Source organism: Empedobacter sp. R750 (assembly GCF_030324345.1).
GTDB classification, from domain to species: Bacteria; Bacteroidota; Bacteroidia; order Flavobacteriales; family Weeksellaceae; genus Empedobacter; species Empedobacter falsenii_C.
On the sequence record NZ_JACAGF010000002.1, the window covers coordinates 46,112 to 66,010 of the forward strand.

General features: G+C 32.3%; 16 protein-coding genes. 10 read left to right on the top strand and 6 right to left on the bottom strand.

All coding sequences use genetic code 11. The features are described 5' to 3' along the window. Positions 1 to 8: 8 nt before the first annotated feature. The 4 genes from HXZ74_RS02690 to HXZ74_RS02705 form a co-directional block, all read right to left on the bottom strand. Positions 9 to 956, bottom strand: coding sequence for a cbb3-type cytochrome c oxidase N-terminal domain-containing protein (locus HXZ74_RS02690; protein ID WP_280062397.1), 948 nt, complete (start codon positions 954 to 956; stop codon positions 9 to 11). Between the two features lie 196 nt (positions 957 to 1,152). Then, the gene (gene ccoO, locus HXZ74_RS02695; protein WP_286473720.1) at positions 1,153 to 3,420 is read right to left on the bottom strand and encodes a cytochrome-c oxidase, cbb3-type subunit II; all 2,268 of its coding nucleotides are present in this window, start codon (positions 3,418 to 3,420) and stop codon (positions 1,153 to 1,155) included. Further along, complete coding sequence (gene ccoS, locus HXZ74_RS02700) at positions 3,420 to 3,584, bottom strand: cbb3-type cytochrome oxidase assembly protein CcoS (RefSeq protein WP_019974626.1); 165 nt, start codon at positions 3,582 to 3,584, stop codon at positions 3,420 to 3,422. Before ccoS ends, ccoO begins: the two co-directional genes overlap by 1 nt. A gap of 79 nt (positions 3,585 to 3,663) precedes the next feature. Next, entirely contained in the window at positions 3,664 to 6,060 is a 2,397-nt protein-coding gene (locus HXZ74_RS02705) for a heavy metal translocating P-type ATPase (RefSeq protein WP_286473723.1), read from the bottom strand. A 75-nt stretch (positions 6,061 to 6,135) separates the two neighbouring features. On the opposite strand from HXZ74_RS02705, the gene HXZ74_RS02710 reads away from it, so the two are divergent. Then, complete coding sequence (locus tag HXZ74_RS02710) at positions 6,136 to 6,843, top strand: Crp/Fnr family transcriptional regulator (RefSeq protein ID WP_125349884.1); 708 nt, start codon at positions 6,136 to 6,138, stop codon at positions 6,841 to 6,843. Positions 6,844 to 6,901: 58 nt separating this feature from the next. Here the strand turns inward: HXZ74_RS02710 and HXZ74_RS02715 are convergent, their stop codons facing one another. Together HXZ74_RS02715 and hflX are read right to left on the bottom strand one after the other, a co-directional pair. Beyond that, a complete protein-coding gene (locus tag HXZ74_RS02715; protein WP_280062393.1) occupies positions 6,902 to 7,609 on the bottom strand; it encodes a DNA alkylation repair protein in 708 nt (235 codons plus the stop codon). Between the two features lie 64 nt (positions 7,610 to 7,673). Further along, the gene (hflX, locus tag HXZ74_RS02720; protein WP_038337345.1) at positions 7,674 to 8,900 is read right to left on the bottom strand and encodes a GTPase HflX; all 1,227 of its coding nucleotides are present in this window, start codon (positions 8,898 to 8,900) and stop codon (positions 7,674 to 7,676) included. 136 nt (positions 8,901 to 9,036) lie between these two features. On the opposite strand from hflX, the gene HXZ74_RS02725 reads away from it, so the two are divergent. The 9 genes from HXZ74_RS02725 to HXZ74_RS02765 all read left to right on the top strand — a co-directional run bounded on the left by HXZ74_RS02725 (position 9,037) and on the right by HXZ74_RS02765 (position 19,792). Beyond that, positions 9,037 to 9,924: a T9SS type A sorting domain-containing protein gene (locus tag HXZ74_RS02725; RefSeq protein ID WP_114997987.1), complete on the top strand. Its 888-nt coding sequence runs from the start codon at positions 9,037 to 9,039 to the stop codon at positions 9,922 to 9,924. Positions 9,925 to 10,289: 365 nt separating this feature from the next. Next, positions 10,290 to 11,147: an ATP phosphoribosyltransferase gene (hisG, locus tag HXZ74_RS02730; RefSeq protein WP_038336493.1), complete on the top strand. Its 858-nt coding sequence runs from the start codon at positions 10,290 to 10,292 to the stop codon at positions 11,145 to 11,147. 80 nt (positions 11,148 to 11,227) lie between these two features. Further along, a complete protein-coding gene (gene hisD, locus HXZ74_RS02735; RefSeq protein WP_286473726.1) occupies positions 11,228 to 12,514 on the top strand; it encodes a histidinol dehydrogenase in 1,287 nt (428 codons plus the stop codon). A gap of 14 nt (positions 12,515 to 12,528) precedes the next feature. Beyond that, positions 12,529 to 13,575: a histidinol-phosphate transaminase gene (gene hisC / locus HXZ74_RS02740; protein ID WP_286473727.1), complete on the top strand. Its 1,047-nt coding sequence runs from the start codon at positions 12,529 to 12,531 to the stop codon at positions 13,573 to 13,575. Between the two features lie 75 nt (positions 13,576 to 13,650). Next, positions 13,651 to 14,784, top strand: coding sequence for a bifunctional histidinol-phosphatase/imidazoleglycerol-phosphate dehydratase HisB (gene hisB / locus HXZ74_RS02745; protein ID WP_286473730.1), 1,134 nt, complete (start codon positions 13,651 to 13,653; stop codon positions 14,782 to 14,784). A gap of 76 nt (positions 14,785 to 14,860) precedes the next feature. After that, a complete protein-coding gene (gene hisH, locus HXZ74_RS02750; protein ID WP_280062387.1) occupies positions 14,861 to 15,439 on the top strand; it encodes an imidazole glycerol phosphate synthase subunit HisH in 579 nt (192 codons plus the stop codon). Between the two features lie 19 nt (positions 15,440 to 15,458). Beyond that, complete coding sequence (locus tag HXZ74_RS02755; RefSeq protein ID WP_286473735.1) at positions 15,459 to 18,578, top strand: S41 family peptidase; 3,120 nt, start codon at positions 15,459 to 15,461, stop codon at positions 18,576 to 18,578. 84 nt (positions 18,579 to 18,662) lie between these two features. Further along, a complete protein-coding gene (gene hisA / locus HXZ74_RS02760; RefSeq protein WP_114997999.1) occupies positions 18,663 to 19,376 on the top strand; it encodes a 1-(5-phosphoribosyl)-5-[(5-phosphoribosylamino)methylideneamino]imidazole-4-carboxamide isomerase in 714 nt (237 codons plus the stop codon). 47 nt (positions 19,377 to 19,423) lie between these two features. Continuing rightward, complete coding sequence (locus HXZ74_RS02765) at positions 19,424 to 19,792, top strand: four helix bundle protein (RefSeq protein WP_038336484.1); 369 nt, start codon at positions 19,424 to 19,426, stop codon at positions 19,790 to 19,792. The last annotated feature ends 107 nt before the right edge of the window (positions 19,793 to 19,899 follow it).

Sequence of the window (19,899 nt, forward strand, 5' to 3'; positions counted from 1 at the left end):
TTAATCAATTACTTTTGTTTCCATGCTTCCATTAAGTCACCTTGAGGAGCAGCTGCACCTTCTGCAACTGTTTTCGTAGGTTCTTTTTGGTTGATGTAATAAACATAAGAAGCTACTTTCTCAATTGCTAATCCAGATAACTCTTTACGTTGACCAAATGCACGCATTTGAGGATTGTGAGGAGATCCATTGTAAACAATGTGATAGATATTTTTGAACAAACTATCTTCTACATGATTCACCCAGTAATCATCCGTTAAGTTTGGTCCAATACCTCCTTTACCACCTTCCATGTGACATTGTGTACAGTTTTGCTCAAAGATTTTTTTACCTTGTTCTACGATTGCAGGATCGTTAGACTTGTTTACAGCTCCTGTGATATCAATATCATTTGCAACTGCCCAAATACTATCTTGCGCATCTTTGTAAACCATTTCTTCTTCGTATTCTTTGTCCATGTGAGCAAAGTCTGTGAAGCTATATGCCATTACGTAAACTACCATAAATACTACACCAAAGTAGAATAATGATAACCACCATTGTGGTAAAGCGTTGTCTAACTCTTTGATTCCGTCAAAACCGTGATCTAAGATAATAGATTCTTCTTCTTCGTCTGATTGTTTTTTAGCAGCTGAACTAAATAAGCGTTTGAAATAACCTATTTTTCCTTCTTCTAAATACTGTGCTTGTTCTACTTCTGATAATCTTTTGAATCTTTCTGCTTCGATTACTTTGTTCAAAGCATTAATAATTAAAAGCATTACCGTTGCAATTGCTAATACTGCCCAGAAAATTCCTTGTGCGAACACATGTTTTAAATGTTCAAGTAAATTGTTTACCATTCCTTGAAAACCTGGTTCTGGCACCACATCTACTGGCGTAACCATTGTAAACGCTAAGATTATAGCTAATAGCGTTAATGGGATAAATATATAGGCCGGGGTACGTTGTCTCATTTTGTATTATTTTTTTCGTTCTCTTCTGGTTCTAAATCTAAAGCTGCAGACTCGTTATCTTTATAAAAATCTTTTGGTTTTTTCATAACCTTAACAAATACTGTTATAAAGATTGCCATAAATCCTATTAGGATTAATGTCTGCAACAAAGATGCATACTCATACTGAGAAAGGAATTCTTTATAATATTTTAACATTAGTTACTCGCTGTCTCTACTTGTTCAGCACTGATATCTGTTCCTAAACGTTGTAAATACGCAATTAATGCAGTAATCTCACGGTCTCTTAACGGAACAAACTCTTTTCCTTCAGCTTTAGCTTCAGCTTCTTTTTTAGCATATAAGTCTTTCAAATCATTAGCATCTTTAAAGATACTTGTTTCGATCGCTACTGCTTGTTTGTTCATAGAAACTTGCATACTATCAAAATCTTCTTGTTCATAAGGAACTCCTAATGCAACCATAGATTTCATTTTATCACGTGTTAACTCACGGTCTAATTTATTTTCAATTAACCATGGGTAACGAGGCATGATAGATCCGTCTGATGTAGAACGTGGATTCCACATGTGTTTGTAATGCCAAGCATCTGGATTTTTACCTCCTTCACGGTGCAAGTCTGGACCTGTTCTTTTTGATCCCCATAAGAATGGATAATCGTAAACAAATTCTCCTGCTTTAGAGTATTCTCCATAACGTTTTACCTCGTCTCTAAACGGACGAATCATCTGAGTATGACAAGCGTTACAACCTTCTCTAATATATAAATCACGTCCTTCTAACTCTAAAGGTGTATATGGTTTTACACTTGAAATTGTAGGTACGTTAGATTTTACTACAATTGTAGGTACAATCTCTACTAAACCACCAACAGCTAAAGTTAATACAGCAGCAATTGTTAAAACCATAGGAGTTCTTTCCATCCAAGAGTGTACTCCTTCTCCTTGTGTACGTGAAGCTGTTTTTGGTGCTAATGCAGGAGCTTCTGCTTCTTCATTCGCAATAAAGCTTCCTGATTTTACAGTTTTCCAAACATTAATAACCATTAAAATTGATCCAATCAAATATAATGTTCCTCCAAATGCACGTAATGGATATAACCATTGTTTAAGAATTGTAACTGTTTGTAAGAAGTTACCATATTCTAATGTTCCGTCAGCTGCGAATTGTTTCCACATTAAACCTTGTGTCCAACCTGCAACATACATAGGAATTACCCAGAATAAGATACCGAAAGTACCAATCCAGAAGTGTGCGTTTGCCATCTTAACAGATGCTAATTTAGTTCCAAATAACTTTGGTACTAAGTAATAGATCATACCAAAAGCGATAAATCCATTCCATCCTAAAGTACCTACGTGTACATGAGCAGGAACCCAGTCTGTAAAGTGACCAATTTTATTTAAAGTTTTTGTTGCTAATAACGGTCCTTCGAAGGTAGCCATACCATAACAAGTTAAAGCAACTACGAAGAATTTCAAGATTGGATTTTCTCTTACTTTATCCCATGCACCACGTAATGTTAATAAACCATTTAACATACCTCCCCAAGATGGAGCGATTAACATGATAGAGAATCCTGTTCCTAAAGCTTGTGCCCAACCTGGTAATGCTGTATAAAGCAAGTGGTGAGGTCCAGCCCAGATATAAATGAAAATCAATGACCAGAAGTGAACAATAGATAACTTGTATGAGAATACAGGTCTATTTGCTGCTTTTGGTACAAAGTAATACATTAATCCTAAAATAGGAGTTGTTAAGAAGAATGCTACAGCATTGTGTCCGTACCACCATTGCACTAACGCGTCTTGAACTCCAGAATATAATGAGTAAGACTTTGGAGCTGTTAAGCTAAAAGTCACTGGAATTTCTAAGTTATTAAATACGTGTAGCATTGTAATAGCTGCCCAAGTTCCGATGTAGAACCAAATAGCTACGTACAAGTGACGTACACGACGTTTAGCAATTGTTAAGAACATTTGTGCTCCGAACAACACCCAAACTAGCGCGATTAAAATATCAATTGGCCATTCGTGCTCAGCATACTCTTTAGAAGTGTTGTATCCTAAGATAAATGTAACAAATGATAATACAATAAATAATTGCCATCCCCAGAAAACGATCCAGCTTAAAACGTCGCTGTACATTCTGGTTTTCAACAATCTTTGCATTGAATAATAAGCTCCGGTAAAGAACGAGTTACCAACAAAGGCGAATACCGCGAATGTTGTGTGTATCATTCTTAATCTACCAAAACCAAGTGTTCCTTGCGAGTTGATTAAACCTTGAATATTCCCTCCAATTGTACCATCATCCGATCCGAAGATGTATTCTGGTAACGTAGGAAAAAACAACAAAGTTGCAACCAATACTCCAAAGAAAAATGCCATAACTGCCCAAAACAATGTGGCATAAAGGAAATACTTTACGATCTTATTGTCGTAACTAAAAGTCTGCATTTGCATTATGAGTCGATTTTATCTTGTGTTTTTTTATCATCTTTTAACATTCTCACTGCTGGGGATTCATCCTCATCAAATTGTCCTTTCTTATACCCTAAAAAGAATAAAAGAAGGAAAATTGCCCCCAAAGAGACACTAACTAATATCATTAATAATAATATCCCCATAGCTCCACAAAATTACAAAGCCCTAAGTTCTTATCACAATGATTTTGGTCAGAGCAGTATGTATATACGTAATTTAAAATCAGTCTAAATTCCATTTCGTTATTTTATCTGCAATTCGTGTGCTTGCCGTAGCAAAAATTAACACTGAAATAGAACTTATTGGCATTAAAATCGCTGCTACGACTGGTTGTAAATATCCAGAAACGGCAAAACTAAGCCCAACTATATTGTATAAGAAACTAATAAAAAATGCAATTTTTACAAATTTCATTGTTGTCTTTGCTAATTTCAAAAAGTTTGGAATAGCCGAAAAACTTCTCGCATCCAAAATTCCGTCACATGAAGGTGAAAAACTGTTAATATCTTCAGAGATTGAAATCCCAACTGTACTTTGTTTCAAAGCTCCAGCATCATTTAATCCATCTCCAAGCATCATCACTTTTTTTCCATCTTCTTCCAATTGCTTGATGTATTCTAATTTATCTGTTGGTGATTGATTAAAAATCAATTTTGCATTTGATGGAAAAATCGTTTCTAAATATTCTTTTTCAGAATCATTATCCCCTGACAACACATGCAATTGATATGCATCCAACTCTTTCAATATACCATCCAATCCTTTTCGGTATCGATTGGTATAAACAAATTTACCAAAAACTTCTCCATCAATTGATATAAAAACTTGAGATTGATTTAATCTATTTTCATTAAAAATTGCATTGGTAAAACTTCTCGACCCAACTTTTAATTGATGCCCATCTACTTCTGCTTGTTGACCTTTCCCAACTATTTCTTCGTAATTAGAAATCGGCAAATGATCGTCAACATTTAGTTTTTTATACAACGTACGACTAAGCGGGTGATTTGAATTTCTGATTAATGCTTTTACCAATTGTTTCTGATAATCGGATAATTCTTTTCCTTCGTATTGTACTTGCGCTTCGTCACTTTCTGTAATTGTTCCAGTCTTGTCAAAAACTACATCCGTAATTTTTTCCATTCTTTCTACAGTCGATGTGTTTTTTACATAAAACTTTTTGTTACCGAAAATACGCATCATGTGTCCCAAAATAAACGGAGACGATAAACCTAACGCACAAGGACAAGCGATAATTAAGATTGATGTAACAACTTCTAATATTTTTGAAGAATCGTGGAAATACCAATAAACAGCAGAAATTGCTGTAATAATAAGGATGATTAATGTAAAATAATGACTGATTTTATTCGTCAAAGCATTCAACTCAGATTCTTCTTTCTGGAAAGCATCATTGTTCCATAATTGCGTTAAATAACTTTGATTAACATCCGAAATAATTTCCAACTCAATTGCATGACCAGATTGTTTTCCACCAGCAAATATTTTATCTCCAGCTTTTTTCTGAATCAAACGAGATTCTCCCGTCACAAACGAGTTATCAATCATCGCTTCACCTTTCATCAAAATAGCATCGGCTGGAATAATTTCTTCATTTCTAATTAAAATTCGATCACCTTTTTTCAAGTCAGCCAACAAAATTGGTTGTTCATAACCATTTTCTAATTTCGCAACTGCAATTGGATAAAACGATTTGTAATCTCGATCAAATGCCAATGCTTGCATTGTTTGTTGCTGAAACCATTTACCTGTCAACATCAAAAATAAAAGCATCGCTAATGTATCAAAGTAACCTGGCGAAATATCAAAAATGATATCATAAGTCGATTTGAACATAATTACGATAATTCCTAACGCAATTGGCACATCGATATTGATATATTTATTTTTCAGACCTTGCCAAGCCGAAACAAAATAATCGGTAGATGAATAAAAGAAAACAGGCAACGACAACGCGAACATCGTCCAACGAAAATATCCTTTGTTTTGATCTAACCATTGTTCTTTTACATTACCAAAAACTTCGACATATTCTGGAAACGATAAAAGCATAATATTCCCAAAACAGAATCCTGCAATTACCAATTTGCTCACCAAAGAACGATCGACTTTGCTTTTTTTCTTTTTGTCTAATGTTTTTAGATTAATCGAAGGTTTGTAGCCTAAATTTGTAATAAATCTTGCCAAATCACCCAATTTCAAATCCGCATCTCGATACGTAATCTGAACAGTTTTTTGCGTAAAATTGACATTAGAAGATATAATATTTGGATTAATTGTATCCAAACTTTCTAACAACCAAACACACGAAGTACAATGCATTACAGGCACATAAAAGGACACAACAGTAACGCCATCATCTGAAAAATCGACAACTTTATCAAAGATTTCTTTTGTGTTTAAGAAATCAAATTGATGATTACTTTTTCCATCAGGACGCAAACCTGCATTACGATTAAGGTCGTAATAATCTTTTAAATTATTTACGTTTAAAATCTCGTAAACCGTTTTACAACCCTGACAACAAAAATCCTTTTCATCGAACTGAATAACCTCTTCTTCAATTCGTTGACCACAGTGAAAACAATTCTCTTCCATACTATTTTACAAAATTACTTTCCTTTTATCAGAATTAACGTTAACTTTGTATGAATTAAGTCATAACAACAAGATATGTCAGAGTTTAATGAGAATGTAGTATCGATTAAAGCGATGTTTGATAACCCAGAGTCTTTCGGGGTTTTTAGTAAGGAAGAATTATTGGAGTTTGAGCAAGAAAAGAAAATCATCAACCTAAAAAAAGGAGACGAAATTATCCAGGAAGGTCACACACCAAAAGGTATATATTGCGTCATGAAAGGAACTGCTAAGTTGTTCAAAATTGGTTTTAATGGAAAAGAGCAAATTCTACGTTTTATCAACGAAGGTGACATTATCGGTTATCGCTCAATTTTAAGTCAAGAAGTTTTTGGTGCATCTGCAACTGCAATGACCCCTGTTGAAATATATTATATTCCAGAAAAATTCTTCTTAAAATTATTAGAAGTTAATCCAAAATTAGCTTTCAATATTTTACAAAGAATTGCAAAAGATTTGGGAGAATATGCAAGAACAATTACTTATTTAGCACAAAAAACAGTTCGCGAACGTTTGGCTGAAGTTTTAATTTTATTAGAAGGAAAATTAGGAACAGACAAAGACGGATTTATCAACATTTCGTTGACACGCGAAGAAATGGCAAATTTGATTGGAACAGCAACAGAATCTGCAATTCGTTTGATTTCTGAATTCAAAACTGATGAATTAATCGAAGTTGAAGGACGAAAAATCAAAGTTTTAGATCATCAAAAATTGACAAAATTAGGTCATGTTATTTTGTAAGAATTTATTCTTTATATAAAATAAAAAGTCGCTCTGTGAGCGACTTTTTTTATGCAAACTATTTCAATTTCATATAATAATCTTTGAGAATTGGATCAATTTTTTCGAGCGCATATCTCAACGTCGTTCTTGGCATTTGTAATGTATATTCATCTAAAAACTCAATCAACTTTTCTTCGTCCATTTTTCCCATTTCACGCAACATCCAACCATTTGCTTTGTGCATTAAATCGTGTGAATGATTAAGATTTTTCAACACAATTTCTGGAACAATTGAAAATGATTTTTGTTTGATAAAATACATCGTTGATACAATTGCAATTCGTTTTTCCCACAAATCCTCAGAATTCGCTAATTCAAAAAGCAATTCCTCTCGCTTTTGATGAAAACAATAATGTCCCAAAATTTTATAACAACTTGTGTCAACCAAATCCCAATTGTTGATTTGAGAAGTTTGAGCAAGATAAAAATCGATAATTTCTTTTCTTACAAGTTCGTCTTTTGATTTTTCGTACTTCGAAACCAACATCAACAAAGCAGTTAATCTATATTCGTGAATATTAGAATTCAATAAATTTTTGATGTCATTTAATGAAACTTGTTGATAAAATTCTTTCGCAATCAAACGCTGATTAGGAACAGAAATCCCAAGAAAAATATCTCCTTCGCCATATTCTCCTTTTCCAGTTTTGAAAAAACGCATCATAATTTTCGCTTTTTCTTCGTCCGATAAATCTTGTAAAGTTGATTTTAATTGCTCTATCATATTTTATCAATTAAGATGTTGAAGTTAACAAAAAAAGAGTCCAAAAACTGAACTCTTTCTATCTTTATTCTTCCGTATCATTTTCTTCTTCTTCATCATAATACTGAAAAAGAAAGTTATTATAAGGAAAACGTTTCATATGAATTTCTTTCACTTCTTCATAAACTGTTTTGCGCAAATCTTCTAAATTATCTTTTTCCGTTGCCGAAATAAACAATGTCGGATAATCCGTTTTCGCCATCCACGTACGTTTCCAATCTTCTAACGAATAATTTTCAAATTTCTTTTCAGACAAATCATCTTCATCTTGTTTGACATAAGAAAAATTATCAATTTTATTAAAAACCATAATCGTTGGTTTCTCTTTCGATTCAATTTCAGCTAAAATTTGATTCACCGAATTCACATGATCCTCAAAACTCGCATGCGAAATATCCACAACATGCACCAATAAATCCGCTTCGCGAACCTCATCTAATGTAGATTTGAACGATTCCACTAATTGTGTAGGCAACTTACGAATAAACCCAACCGTATCCGTTAATAAGAAAGGTAAATTACCTATCACCACTTTACGAACCGTTGTATCTAATGTTGCAAATAATTTATTTTCGGCAAAAACTTCAGATTTCGATAAAACATTCATCAACGTTGATTTCCCAACATTTGTGTACCCAACCAACGCAACGCGCACCAATGCACCACGATTTTTACGCTGAGTTGCCATTTGCTTATCGATTCCTTTCAGTTTCTCTTTCAATAATGTAATTCGATCACGAATAATACGTCTATCCGTTTCAATTTCAGTTTCACCAGGACCACGCATACCAATTCCTCCACGCTGACGCTCTAAGTGCGTCCACATTCGTGTTAATCGCGGTAATAAATATTGATATTGTGCCAATTCTACTTGCGTACGTGCATATGAAGTTTGCGCTCGTTGAGCAAAAATATCTAAAATCAATTGTGTACGGTCGATGATTTTTTTGTTGACAACTTTCTCAATATTTTTCAACTGAGAAGGCGTTAATTCATCATCAAAAATAACTGTATCAATATCATATTCCTCGACAAAAGCTGTGATTTCATCTAATTTCCCGCTTCCTACAAAGAATTTAGAATCAGGTTTGTCCATTCTTTGCGTAAAACGTTCTCCAACTGTCGCTCCAGCTGTATAAGCTAAGAACTCCAATTCGTCCATATATTCCGTCAGTTTCTCTTCGGATTGTTCACGTGTAATCAATCCAACTAAAACTACTTTTTCGTATTGTGCTTCTTGTTTTTCTAACATATATTACTGCAAAAATAAAAGAAAGTTTTGGATGTCAGACTACTTCGTCTAAAATCTTAACGATAATTTTCACATTCTATTAAAATTAAATCAGATAAAATTTTCATCTTTGTCGATTCACTAAACAATATACTTTATGAAGAAAAATTTACTATTTGGAGTTTTAACTTTATTATCATTGAGTGTTAATGCTCAAAATCAAAAAATATCTTTTGAAGAATCAGAAGGTTTCACAATAGGAAATCTTAATAACCAAAAAAATTGGTTTAATTGGGGATATGTATCAGATAACAACTCTAAAGTCATTAACACATTTGCAAGCGATGGTAAAAATTCAGCACAAGTTATAAATAATGAAATTGAAGAAGGTAATTGGGGAGGAATTGCTTATCCTGTAACTAAGTATCGTAAATATTCTATTTCTGCAGATGTATATTTAGACAACACTGACAATTCTAATTACGAAATGTTAGCATTATACAATGAAAATAATGATTATGATCTAGTTGGTGGTTTACTTTTTTATTACGACGGAGAAGTCGCCTACGAAGACATTGAAACCAGCTTGGTCTTGGGAACATGGACTCCTAAAAAATGGTACAATGTAAAAGCCGAAGTCGATTTAAAAACGAAAAAAGTTATTTATTTCTTAGACAATGTAAAAGTAAAAGAAACAAATATTTCTAATTTGAACAATGAAATTACTGAAGTAGATTTTAGTTTTGATAATTATGGCTCTGGATTTATAGTTGATAATGTTAAAATTGTAGATTTAGAGAATTTAGGTACAAATGAAAATAACAAAACAGAAATTTCTATTTATCCTAATCCTGTAAACGATTATCTTAATATAAATTCTGATAAAAAAATCAGTGCAATAAGTATTACAGATTTAACTGGGAAATCTCTTTTTGAAGGTACAAATTTGAATAAAATAGATGTTAATCATTTACCTAAAGGATTATATTTAATCAAAATAAAAACTGATAATTCTGAATCAATTCAAAAATTCATAAAAAAATAATCATTTTTAAAGCGAAATATAAAATATATATTTCGCTTTTATTTTGAATAAAACTTATTCATTCATCAAAAAAATAGAATAATTTACTCTTTTATATCTACTTAAGAACTCTTTTCTCTAATTTTAAAAAAAACTATTGTCAATTAAAATTTCCTTTCTACATTTGCTTCAACAAAAAAATTAAAATGTACACAAATCAATTACATCATCATCACCATCATACTTGCACTCAAGCGAGCAGATAGTGGTATGTAATGATTTTATCACAATATCTAAGTCCCGTTTGAGTAAATCGAACGGGATTTTTTTTTACTTCAAGATTTAATCATCGATTTACTCAAACTTAAAAATATAAAATATTAAAAATGAGTAAATTAAAAATAGCTATTCAGAAAAGTGGTCGATTAAGTGAAAAATCACTCGAATTATTGAAAGATTGCGGAATTAAAATCTCTACAAGTAATCGAAAATTAAGAACCGAATCTCCAAATTTCCCTATCGAAGTTTTATTCTTACGCGATGATGATATTCCGCAATATGTAGAACAAGGCGTTGCTGATATCGGCATTTTAGGCGAAAATGAAGTTTGGGAAAAAAATAAAAATGTTACACAAATTCGTCAATTAGGTTTTGCAGGATGCAAACTTTGTTTAGCGATACCAAAAGATGAAATTTATACGGATTTAAGTTATTTTCAAGATAAAAAAATTGCTACTTCTTATCCACGAATTTTAGGAAAATTCTTCCAAGAAAAAGGAATTAATGTTAAGATTGAAGAAATCGGAGGAAGCGTAGAAATTGCACCAAGTATCGGTTTGGCAAATGCGATTTTTGATATCGTTTCTACAGGTTCAACGTTATTAACAAACGGTTTAAAACAGGTGGAGACAGTGGTTGAATCGCAAGCGGTTTTAATTTCTAATAAAAATCTTAATGCTGAAAAACAAGCCATTGTTGATCGATTATTATTCAGAATCGAAGCAGTAAAACAATCTTCTGAAAACAAATATATTTTATTAAACGCACCTAATGAAAAATTAGAAGAAATCATTGCTTTGTTGCCCGGAATGAAATCTCCGACAGTCTTACCATTGGCCGAAAAAGGTTGGTCATCAATCCACACTGTTATTAAAGAGGATACTTTTTGGGACATCATCGAGCAATTGAAAGCTTTGGGTGCGGAAGGAATTTTAGTGTTAGAAATTGAAAAAATGATTTTATAAGATATAAGTCTTAAGGTATAAGTCATAAAGATGACAATAAAAACCTTAGATCTTAGGTCCTAGAACTTAAAACTAAAAAAATGCAAAAATATATCAAACCTCAACTTTCAGATTGGTCTACGTTAACAGCTCGACCAACGAAAGAAGCTCAAGATTTACAAAAAATCGTTTTAGATGTTTTTGGAAAAATTCAAACAGAAAAAGATCAAGCATTAATTGATTTTACAGAAAAATTTGATCAAGTTAAGTTAACTTCTTTAGAAGTTTCTACTCAAGAAATTGAAGAAGCAAAAACTTTAATTTCTGAAGATTTAAAACAAGCAATTCAATTAGCAGCTTCTAATATTGAGAAATTTCACACTGAACAACGAGAAGAAATAAAAGTTATTGAAACAACAAAAGGTGTAAATTGTTGGAGAGAATCTCGCGGTATAGAAAATGTAGGAATTTATATTCCAGGCGGAACAGCTCCCTTATTTTCTACAACATTAATGTTAGGAATTCCTGCTAAATTAGCGGGTTGTCAAAATATTATTTTGTGTACACCTCCTAACAAAGAAGGAAAAATTCACCAAGCGATTTTATATACAGCAAATTTAATTGGAATTGAAAAAATATATAAAGTTGGAGGAATCCAAGCCATTGGTGCGTTAACTTTTGGAACAGAAACGATTCAGAAAGTTGATAAAATTTTTGGACCAGGAAATCAATACGTAACTGCTGCAAAACAGGTTGCTCAGAATTTTGGAGTTGCTATTGATATGCCCGCAGGTCCAAGTGAAGTTTTGGTAATTACTGATGAAACTTCAGTTCCTAAATATGTCGCAGCCGATTTATTATCGCAAGCAGAACACGGAATAGATTCACAAGTGATTTTATTAACAACAAACGAGCAAACATTAAACGAAACAATTATTGAAATTAATGCTCAATTAGAAGTTCTACCAAGAAAAGAATTAGCAGCTAAAGCTCTAGAAAATTCACGAGGAATTCTTTTAAATTCAATCGAAGAATGTGTAACTTTTTCTAACATTTATGCTCCAGAACATCTAATTTTTGCTTGCGAAACAGCTGAAAATTATATCGGAAAAATTATTAATGCAGGCTCAGTTTTCTTAGGAAATTATTCGTGCGAATCCGCTGGAGATTATGCGTCTGGAACCAATCACACATTACCAACAAACGGATATGCAAAGAATTATTCAGGTGTGTCTTTTGATAGTTTTATCAAGAAAATTACTTTTCAAAAATTAACAGCACAAGGAATTCAAAATATTGGTCCAGCAATCGAATTAATGGCCGAAGCCGAAGAATTATTTGCCCACAAAAACGCAGTTACCTTAAGACTAAATGATCTAAAATCGTAAATCAAAAATCGTACATGAATTCTTTTAACATAAACAACATCATTCGTCCCAACGTAAAAGCGATGAAAGCCTATTCATCGGCGCGTGACGAATTTCAAGAAATAAATGACGATTTCGTTTTCTTAGATGCGAACGAAAATCCATTCAACAATGGGCTAAATCGTTATCCCGATCCTTTGCAACGCAATGTAAAATCGATTTTAAGTGAAATCAAAAACTTTCCTGCCAATCAGATTTTATTAGGAAATGGAAGTGACGAAGTTTTGGATTTAATTTTTCGTGCATTTTGCGAACCGAATCAAGATAATGTCATTGCGATTTCTCCTTCCTATGGAATGTATGGAGTTTTAGCTAATCTGAATGCAATTGAATACCGAAAATCATTATTAAACGAAGAAGATTTTCAACCAAATATCGAAGATATTTTCTCAAAAGTTGATGACAATACGAAAATGATTTTCTTGTGTTCGCCTAATAATCCAACTGGAGAAATCATCAAAAGAGAATTTATTTTAGAAATTGTAACTCGTTTTAATGGTTTAGTAATTATCGACGAAGCGTATATCGATTTCGCTACGGGAGTTTCTTGGATAAAAGAAATCAAAAATTATCCTAATGTAATTGTTACACAAACTTTATCGAAAGCGGTTGGTTTGGCAGGAATCCGTTTAGGAATTTTGTATGCTTCACAAGAAATTGTTGATGTTTTAAACAAGATTAAACCGCCTTATAATATTAATCAATTAACACAATTAAAAGCGATTGAAATTTTAAGCGATTACGATAAAGTGATAGCTGTTACAAATACAATTATCGAACAAAAAGAAGTTTTAGAAACTGCTTTAATTGAGATTTCATTTGTAGAAAAAATCTATCCAAGCGATGCGAATTTCATTTTGATCAAAGTTGATAATGCAAACGAACGTTACAATCAATTGGTCGAAAAAGGAATTGTCATTCGTAATCGAAACAACGATGATTTATGTCAAAACTGTTTGAGAATCACAGTTGGAACGGATGAGGAAAACCAAAAATTAATACAAACACTTAAAATAATTTAATTTATGATTCTTGAATTACGATTGACGATTTCTGTCATTCGTAAATCAAAAATTGTAAATCGTAAATATAAAATTATGAAAAAAGTACTATTCATCGACCGCGACGGAACCTTGATTTTGGAACCCGAAGACTACCAAGTCGACAGCTTTTCGAAACTAGAATTCTATCCAGAAGCATTTACTTATTTAGGTAAAATTGCAAAAGAATTGGATTACGAATTGGCGATGGTAACCAATCAAGATGGTTTAGGAACACCTGCAAATCCTGAGGAATTATTTTGGCCAATACAGAATTTCGTGGTGAAAGCTTTCGAAAATGAAGGGGTGAAATTTGAGGATATTTACATTGATAAAACCTTTGCACACGAAAATGCGCCAACGCGCAAACCAGAAACAGGTTTGTTGATAAAATATATCAATAATCCAGAATATGATTTAGAAAATTCGTTTGTGATTGGTGATAGAATAACGGATGTAAAATTAGCTCAAAATCTTGGTGGAAAAGGAATTTTTATCGCGAATGATGAAGCTTTAGGCGCGAACGAAATTAAAGATAACGAAGGTTTAAATGAAACGATTGCTTTAAAAACAACGTCGTGGAAAGAGATTTATGAGTTTTTAAAACTTCAAAATCGTACGGCTTCAATTGTGCGTAATACGAATGAAACGAAAATTAAAATCGATTTAAATCTTGATGGAACTGGAAAATCGGATATATCGACAGGAATTCACTTTTTCGATCATATGTTAGATCAAATTGCGCGTCATGGACAAATGGATTTGGTGATTAAAGTCGATGGCGATTTAGAAGTTGACGAACATCACACAATTGAAGATACTGCCATTGCTTTGGGCGAAGTTTTTGCCCAAGCTTTAGGAAACAAATTAGGCATCGAACGCTACGGTTTCACCTTGCCAATGGACGATTGTCTAGCACAAGCAGCGATTGATTTTGGCGGAAGAAATTGGTTGGTTTGGGAAGCTGATTTTAAACGTGAGATGATTGGTCAAATGCCAACTGAAATGTTTTATCATTTCTTCAAATCATTTACAGATGGCGCAAAAGCCAACTTAAACATCAAAGCGGAAGGCACAAACGAGCATCACAAAATCGAAGCAATCTTCAAAGCCTTTGCTAAAGCTATTAAAGTAGCGGTAAAACGCGATCCAGAAAAAATGATTTTACCATCAACAAAAGGACTTTTGTAGACTTAAGTCTTAAGGTATAAGTTCTAAGGATTTTCTTTTCCTTATGCCTTACGACTTAGAACTTAGAACTAAAAAAATGATAGCAATAGTAAAATACAACGCAGGAAATGTAAAATCGGTGTACAATGCGGTGACTCGTTTGGGTTACGAAGCGGTGGTTACGGACGATTTTGAAACCTTGCAAAATGCAGATAAAGTAATTTTCCCTGGAGTTGGCGAAGCAAGTTCTGCGATGGTTTATTTAAAAGAAAAAGGATTAGATAAAGTCATCAAAAACTTAAAACAACCGACTTTGGGAATTTGTTTGGGTCAGCAATTGATGTGCGCTTATTCGGAAGAAGGAAATACCGATTGTTTAGGAATTTTCCCTATTCAAGTGAAATTATTTCCTTCAACAGAAATTGTTCCTCATATGGGCTGGAACACGATTTATGATTTAAAAACACCTTTATTTAATAATGTTCAAGAAAACTCCGACATTTATTATGTACATAGTTTTTATTGCGAAAATTCAGAATATACGATCGCGAAAACAGATTATATTTTAGAATATTCAGCAGCTTTAAATAAAGATAATTTTTACGCAACTCAATTTCACCCAGAGAAATCTGCAGGAATAGGAGAACAAATACTAAAAAACTTTCTAAGTTTATAGTAATTATAAATTCTCACACATGAAAAAAATAGTTTTTACTTTACTTAGTGCTTTTGCAATTTCGCAGGTTTCTGCTCAGGAAAAAGTGTATTTTACCTCTACCCCTTCTTTAAGTCCAGATGCTAAAACGGTTTATTTTAGTTACGATGGCGACATTTGGTCAACTGACATTAATGGTGGAAATGCGTCAAGAATCATAGCTTTAGAAGGCGAAGAAATTAATCCTCGTGTTTCACCAGACGGAAAATGGTTAGCGTTTAGTTCTAATCAATACGGGAATTACGATATTTATGTGATGCCTATAAATGGTGGGAAAATCAAGCAATTGACGTTTCATCAAGCCAAAGACGAAGTCGAAAGTTGGAGCTGGGATAGTAAATCGATCTATTTTACATCAAACCAAAATAATGGATTTGGAAGTTTTAAAATTAATTTAGATGGAAAAACACCAGAAGCGCTTTTTACAAATTATTTCAACACAACAAATGGTTTAGTAGAAACTCCTCAAGGCGAATATATTTTCACAAATTCATCTGAAAGTGCAAGTCAAGTTACACGAAAAAGATACAAAGGAGAAAATAATCCAGATTTATTAGGATATAATCCAACCACAAAAAGTTATAAACAATATACCGATTACAACGGAAAAGATTTTAATCCAACAGTTGATAAAAACGGAATTATTTATTTTATTTCGGACGAAAATAATGGCGAATACAACTTATATCAATTAGCAAATGGTAAAAAAGAAGCGTTAACAAAATTTGAAACTTCCATCAAGAAACCTTTTGTTTCGGCTGATGGTTCAAAAGTTGTTTTCGAAAAAGATTATCAATTATTTGTTTACGATGTAAAAGCAAAAACATCGAAGCCTCTTACAATTAATGTCAATTCGAATAAATCTTTAGAAAAAGAACAAAATTTTGAAGTTGAAAATAATATTGACTATTTTGATATTTCTCCTGACGGAAAGAAAATGGCTTTTGTAAGTAGAGGAATTATTTTTGTTTCGGATAATGAAGGAAAATTTGTCAATCAAATTTCTGATGGAAAAGAGCGTGTTTTAGAAGTAAAATGGTTAAAAGACAACAAAAATTTAATCTTCAACCAAACCTATAAAGGTTATCAAAATTGGTTCAAAATTTCGGCTGACGGAAAAGGAAAAGTTGAACAATTAACTTCTGATTTAAGAAATAATCGAGACATTACGTTCAACAATGATTTATCACAAGCTGTTTATTTAAGCGGACGCGATGAAGTAAGATTATTAGATTTGAAATCACTTAAATCATCAACAATTGTTAAAGATGAAATTTGGGCTTTCCAAAATTCGAAACCATCTTTTTCTCCAAATGATGAATATGTGTTATTCTCTGCAAAACGCAATTTCGAGTTAGATATTTTTATTCACAACATCAAAAAAAATACAACTGTTAATTTAACGAATACTGGTGTTTCTGAAGCTGATCCTACTTGGTCTCCAGACGGAAAATATATCTATTTTTCAAGCGATAGAAAAAATCCGTCCTATCCTTTAGGAATGCAAGAATCAAGTATTTATCGCGCTTCTTTAGATTGGTTTGATCAAGCTTATAAATCAGAAAAATTTGATAATTTATTTGTCGAAGAAAAAAAGGTTGAAAAGAAAGAGAAAAAAGAAGAAAAGAACGATTTTAAAGCATTAACTATTAATCCTGAAGGATTCTTGGAACGAATCGAATTGGTAACAGACCGTTTTGGATATCAAACAAATCCTTTTGTTTTTGCGGATGATAAAAAGCAATTTTTATTCTATAATACCAATCAAGAAAATGGTAAATTTCAGTTATACAGAAAAACAACCACTGATTTTGAAGAAGATAAAACAGATAAAATATTCAACAAAGGCGCTGATTTTATCGTAAAAAATGAGAAAAATCTTTATGCTTTAATCGATAATTCTGTTTACAAATTTGGCATTAGTTCTACAAATCCTGAAAAAGTTAGTATTAAATATAATTTCAATAAAAACTTGGCTTCAGAATTCAATCAAATGTACGAGGAAGCTTGGGCTGGAGTAGAAGAAAATTTCTATGATGAGAATTTTCATGGAATCGATTGGAAAGCTAAAAAAGAGCAATACGCAACGTTTTTACCTTATGTCAACAATCGAAATGATTTGAGAATTTTGTTAAATGATATGCTAGGTGAATTGAATTCTTCGCATTTAGGTTTTTCATCTTTCGGAAAAGAAGAAAGTCGAAGATTGAATTATTTCACCAACGAAACAGGAATTATTTTCAAAAAAGATCAACCTTTTACAGTTGAAAAAATCTTACGAAAATCTCCTGCTTTTCTTAAAAATGTTGATGTTCAAGAAGGTGATATTTTAGTGAGCGTAAATGGGCAAAAAATCGATCAAAACCAAAATCGCGAAACTTATTTTACAACGCCTAAAAAATTAGAAGAATTAACTCTTGAATTTGACCGAAAAGGAAAAACAATTTCGACGAAGATTCATCCAATTTCAAATAACGAATTGAAATCGCTTTTATATGATGAATGGATTTATGAAAATCGTCAGCGTGTAAAAAAATTAAGCAACGATAGAATCGCTTATTCGTACATGAAAAATATGTCTACTTCTGAATTGGATGTATTTTTATTGGACATGGTAGAGCAAGAGAATAGAAAAGATGGTGTCATTTTAGATTTACGTTTCAATACAGGTGGAAATGTACATGATAAAGTCTTGAACTTTTTATCGCAAAGACCTTATTTGAAATGGAAATATCGTGAAGGACAATTAACTGTTCAACCGAACTTTGCACCTTCAGGAAAACCAATTGTTTTATTAATTAACGAATACTCATTAAGCGATGCAGAAATGACAGCCGCAGGATTCAAAGCTTTAAAATTAGGAAAAATCATCGGTCAAGAAACGTATCGATGGATCATTTTTACTTCTGGAAAAGGATTAGTTGATGGTTCATTTTATCGTTTACCAAGTTGGGGAACTTATACTTTGGATGGACAAAATTTAGAAAAAACTGGTGTTAAACCTGACATTTATATTAAAAACACGTTCTTAGATCGACTAGAAAATAAAGACCCACAATTGGAACGTGCAATCCAAGAGGTCATGAAAGAATTAAAATAATTTACGAAGGTAGATTAACGAATTACGATTATTTTTTTTAATCGTAATTCGTAATTCCAAGATCGTAAATCTAACATAACAATTATGAGAATCATTCCAGCTATAGATATTATCGACGGAAAATGCGTCAGATTATCGCAAGGCGATTACGATACAAAAAAAATATACAACGAAAATCCGTTGGAAGTAGCAAAAGAATTCGAGGATTACGGTATCGAATATTTGCACTTGGTGGATTTAGACGGCGCAAAATCAAAGCAAATCATCAATTATAAAACCTTAGAATTAATAACTTCTAAAACCAATTTAAAAGTTGATTTTGGAGGTGGAATTAAGGCTAATGATGATATTAGAATTGCTTTTGAATGTGGTGCGAATCAAATTACAGGTGGAAGTATTGCGGTTCAAAATCCGACTTTATTTCAAGAATGGATTTCACAATATGGAAGCGATAAAATCATTTTAGGCGCAGATGCTAAAGATCGAAAAATTGCTACACATGGTTGGTTAGAAACCTCAGAATTAGATGTAATAGATTTTATTCAAGAATATAAAACCAAAGGAATTGAGTATGTGATTTGTACAGACATTGCGAAAGATGGGATGTTACAAGGAACTTCAAACGAATTGTACGCTGAAATTTTAGCAGCGTCGGATGTCAAATTAATTGCTTCTGGCGGAGTATCTTCTATCGACGATTTAATTAAAGTCAAAGAATTAGGTTGCGAAGGAGCAATTTTAGGGAAAGCGATTTATGAAGGGAGAATTGATTTGAAAGTTCTTAGTCGTATGCTCTAAGTTCTAAGGAAAATATTTCGTAAATTTTACTTACTAAACTTATAGCTATGAATACATTTGAATCTTTGTTAGTATGGAAAAAATCTCACGAATTAACATTGAAAATTTACGAGATTACCAAAAGTTTTCCAAAAGAAGAAATATTTGGTATCACAAGTCAAATTAGACGTGCCTCATATTCTGTACCTTCAAATATTGTAGAAGGTCGAAAGAAAAGTACAGTTCCGCACAGATTAAGTTTCTTATCTCATTCAATTGGATCCTTAGAAGAAGTTAAATATTTTCTACTATTATCTAAAGATTTAGGCTATTTAAATCAAGAAATTTATGATACTATTTTCTCATTAACTGAAGAAGTAGGAAGACTTTTAAATGGTTACGAAAAATTTATAAAAAACGATAAATTTAGTTCTTAGACATAAGTCTTATGTTCTAAGGTATTTAAATTAATATAAAAAAAACAGTTCTAAATTTAGGATGTAGGATTCCAACCTTAAGTCTTAGAACTTAGAACTTAGAACTA

Bases quoted from the DNA above. Each gene is read 5' to 3' on its own strand.
- ccoO (WP_286473720.1), bottom strand. From the start codon at position 3,420: ATGCAAATGCAGACTTTTAGTTACGACAATAAGATCGTAAAGTATTTC.
- hflX (WP_038337345.1), bottom strand. From the start codon at position 8,900: ATGTTAGAAAAACAAGAAGCACAATACGAAAAAGTAGTTTTAGTTGGA.
- HXZ74_RS02690 (WP_280062397.1), bottom strand. From the start codon at position 956: ATGAGACAACGTACCCCGGCCTATATATTTATCCCATTAACGCTATTA.
- hisG (WP_038336493.1), top strand. From the start codon at position 10,290: ATGAGTAAATTAAAAATAGCTATTCAGAAAAGTGGTCGATTAAGTGAA.
- hisH (WP_280062387.1), top strand. From the start codon at position 14,861: ATGATAGCAATAGTAAAATACAACGCAGGAAATGTAAAATCGGTGTAC.
- HXZ74_RS02765 (WP_038336484.1), top strand. From the start codon at position 19,424: ATGAATACATTTGAATCTTTGTTAGTATGGAAAAAATCTCACGAATTA.
- HXZ74_RS02710 (WP_125349884.1), top strand. From the start codon at position 6,136: ATGTCAGAGTTTAATGAGAATGTAGTATCGATTAAAGCGATGTTTGAT.
- HXZ74_RS02715 (WP_280062393.1), bottom strand. From the start codon at position 7,609: ATGATAGAGCAATTAAAATCAACTTTACAAGATTTATCGGACGAAGAA.
- hisC (WP_286473727.1), top strand. From the start codon at position 12,529: ATGAATTCTTTTAACATAAACAACATCATTCGTCCCAACGTAAAAGCG.
- hisB (WP_286473730.1), top strand. From the start codon at position 13,651: ATGAAAAAAGTACTATTCATCGACCGCGACGGAACCTTGATTTTGGAA.
- HXZ74_RS02725 (WP_114997987.1), top strand. From the start codon at position 9,037: ATGAAGAAAAATTTACTATTTGGAGTTTTAACTTTATTATCATTGAGT.
- HXZ74_RS02705 (WP_286473723.1), bottom strand. From the start codon at position 6,060: ATGGAAGAGAATTGTTTTCACTGTGGTCAACGAATTGAAGAAGAGGTT.
- HXZ74_RS02755 (WP_286473735.1), top strand. From the start codon at position 15,459: ATGAAAAAAATAGTTTTTACTTTACTTAGTGCTTTTGCAATTTCGCAG.
- hisD (WP_286473726.1), top strand. From the start codon at position 11,228: ATGCAAAAATATATCAAACCTCAACTTTCAGATTGGTCTACGTTAACA.
- ccoS (WP_019974626.1), bottom strand. From the start codon at position 3,584: ATGGGGATATTATTATTAATGATATTAGTTAGTGTCTCTTTGGGGGCA.
- hisA (WP_114997999.1), top strand. From the start codon at position 18,663: ATGAGAATCATTCCAGCTATAGATATTATCGACGGAAAATGCGTCAGA.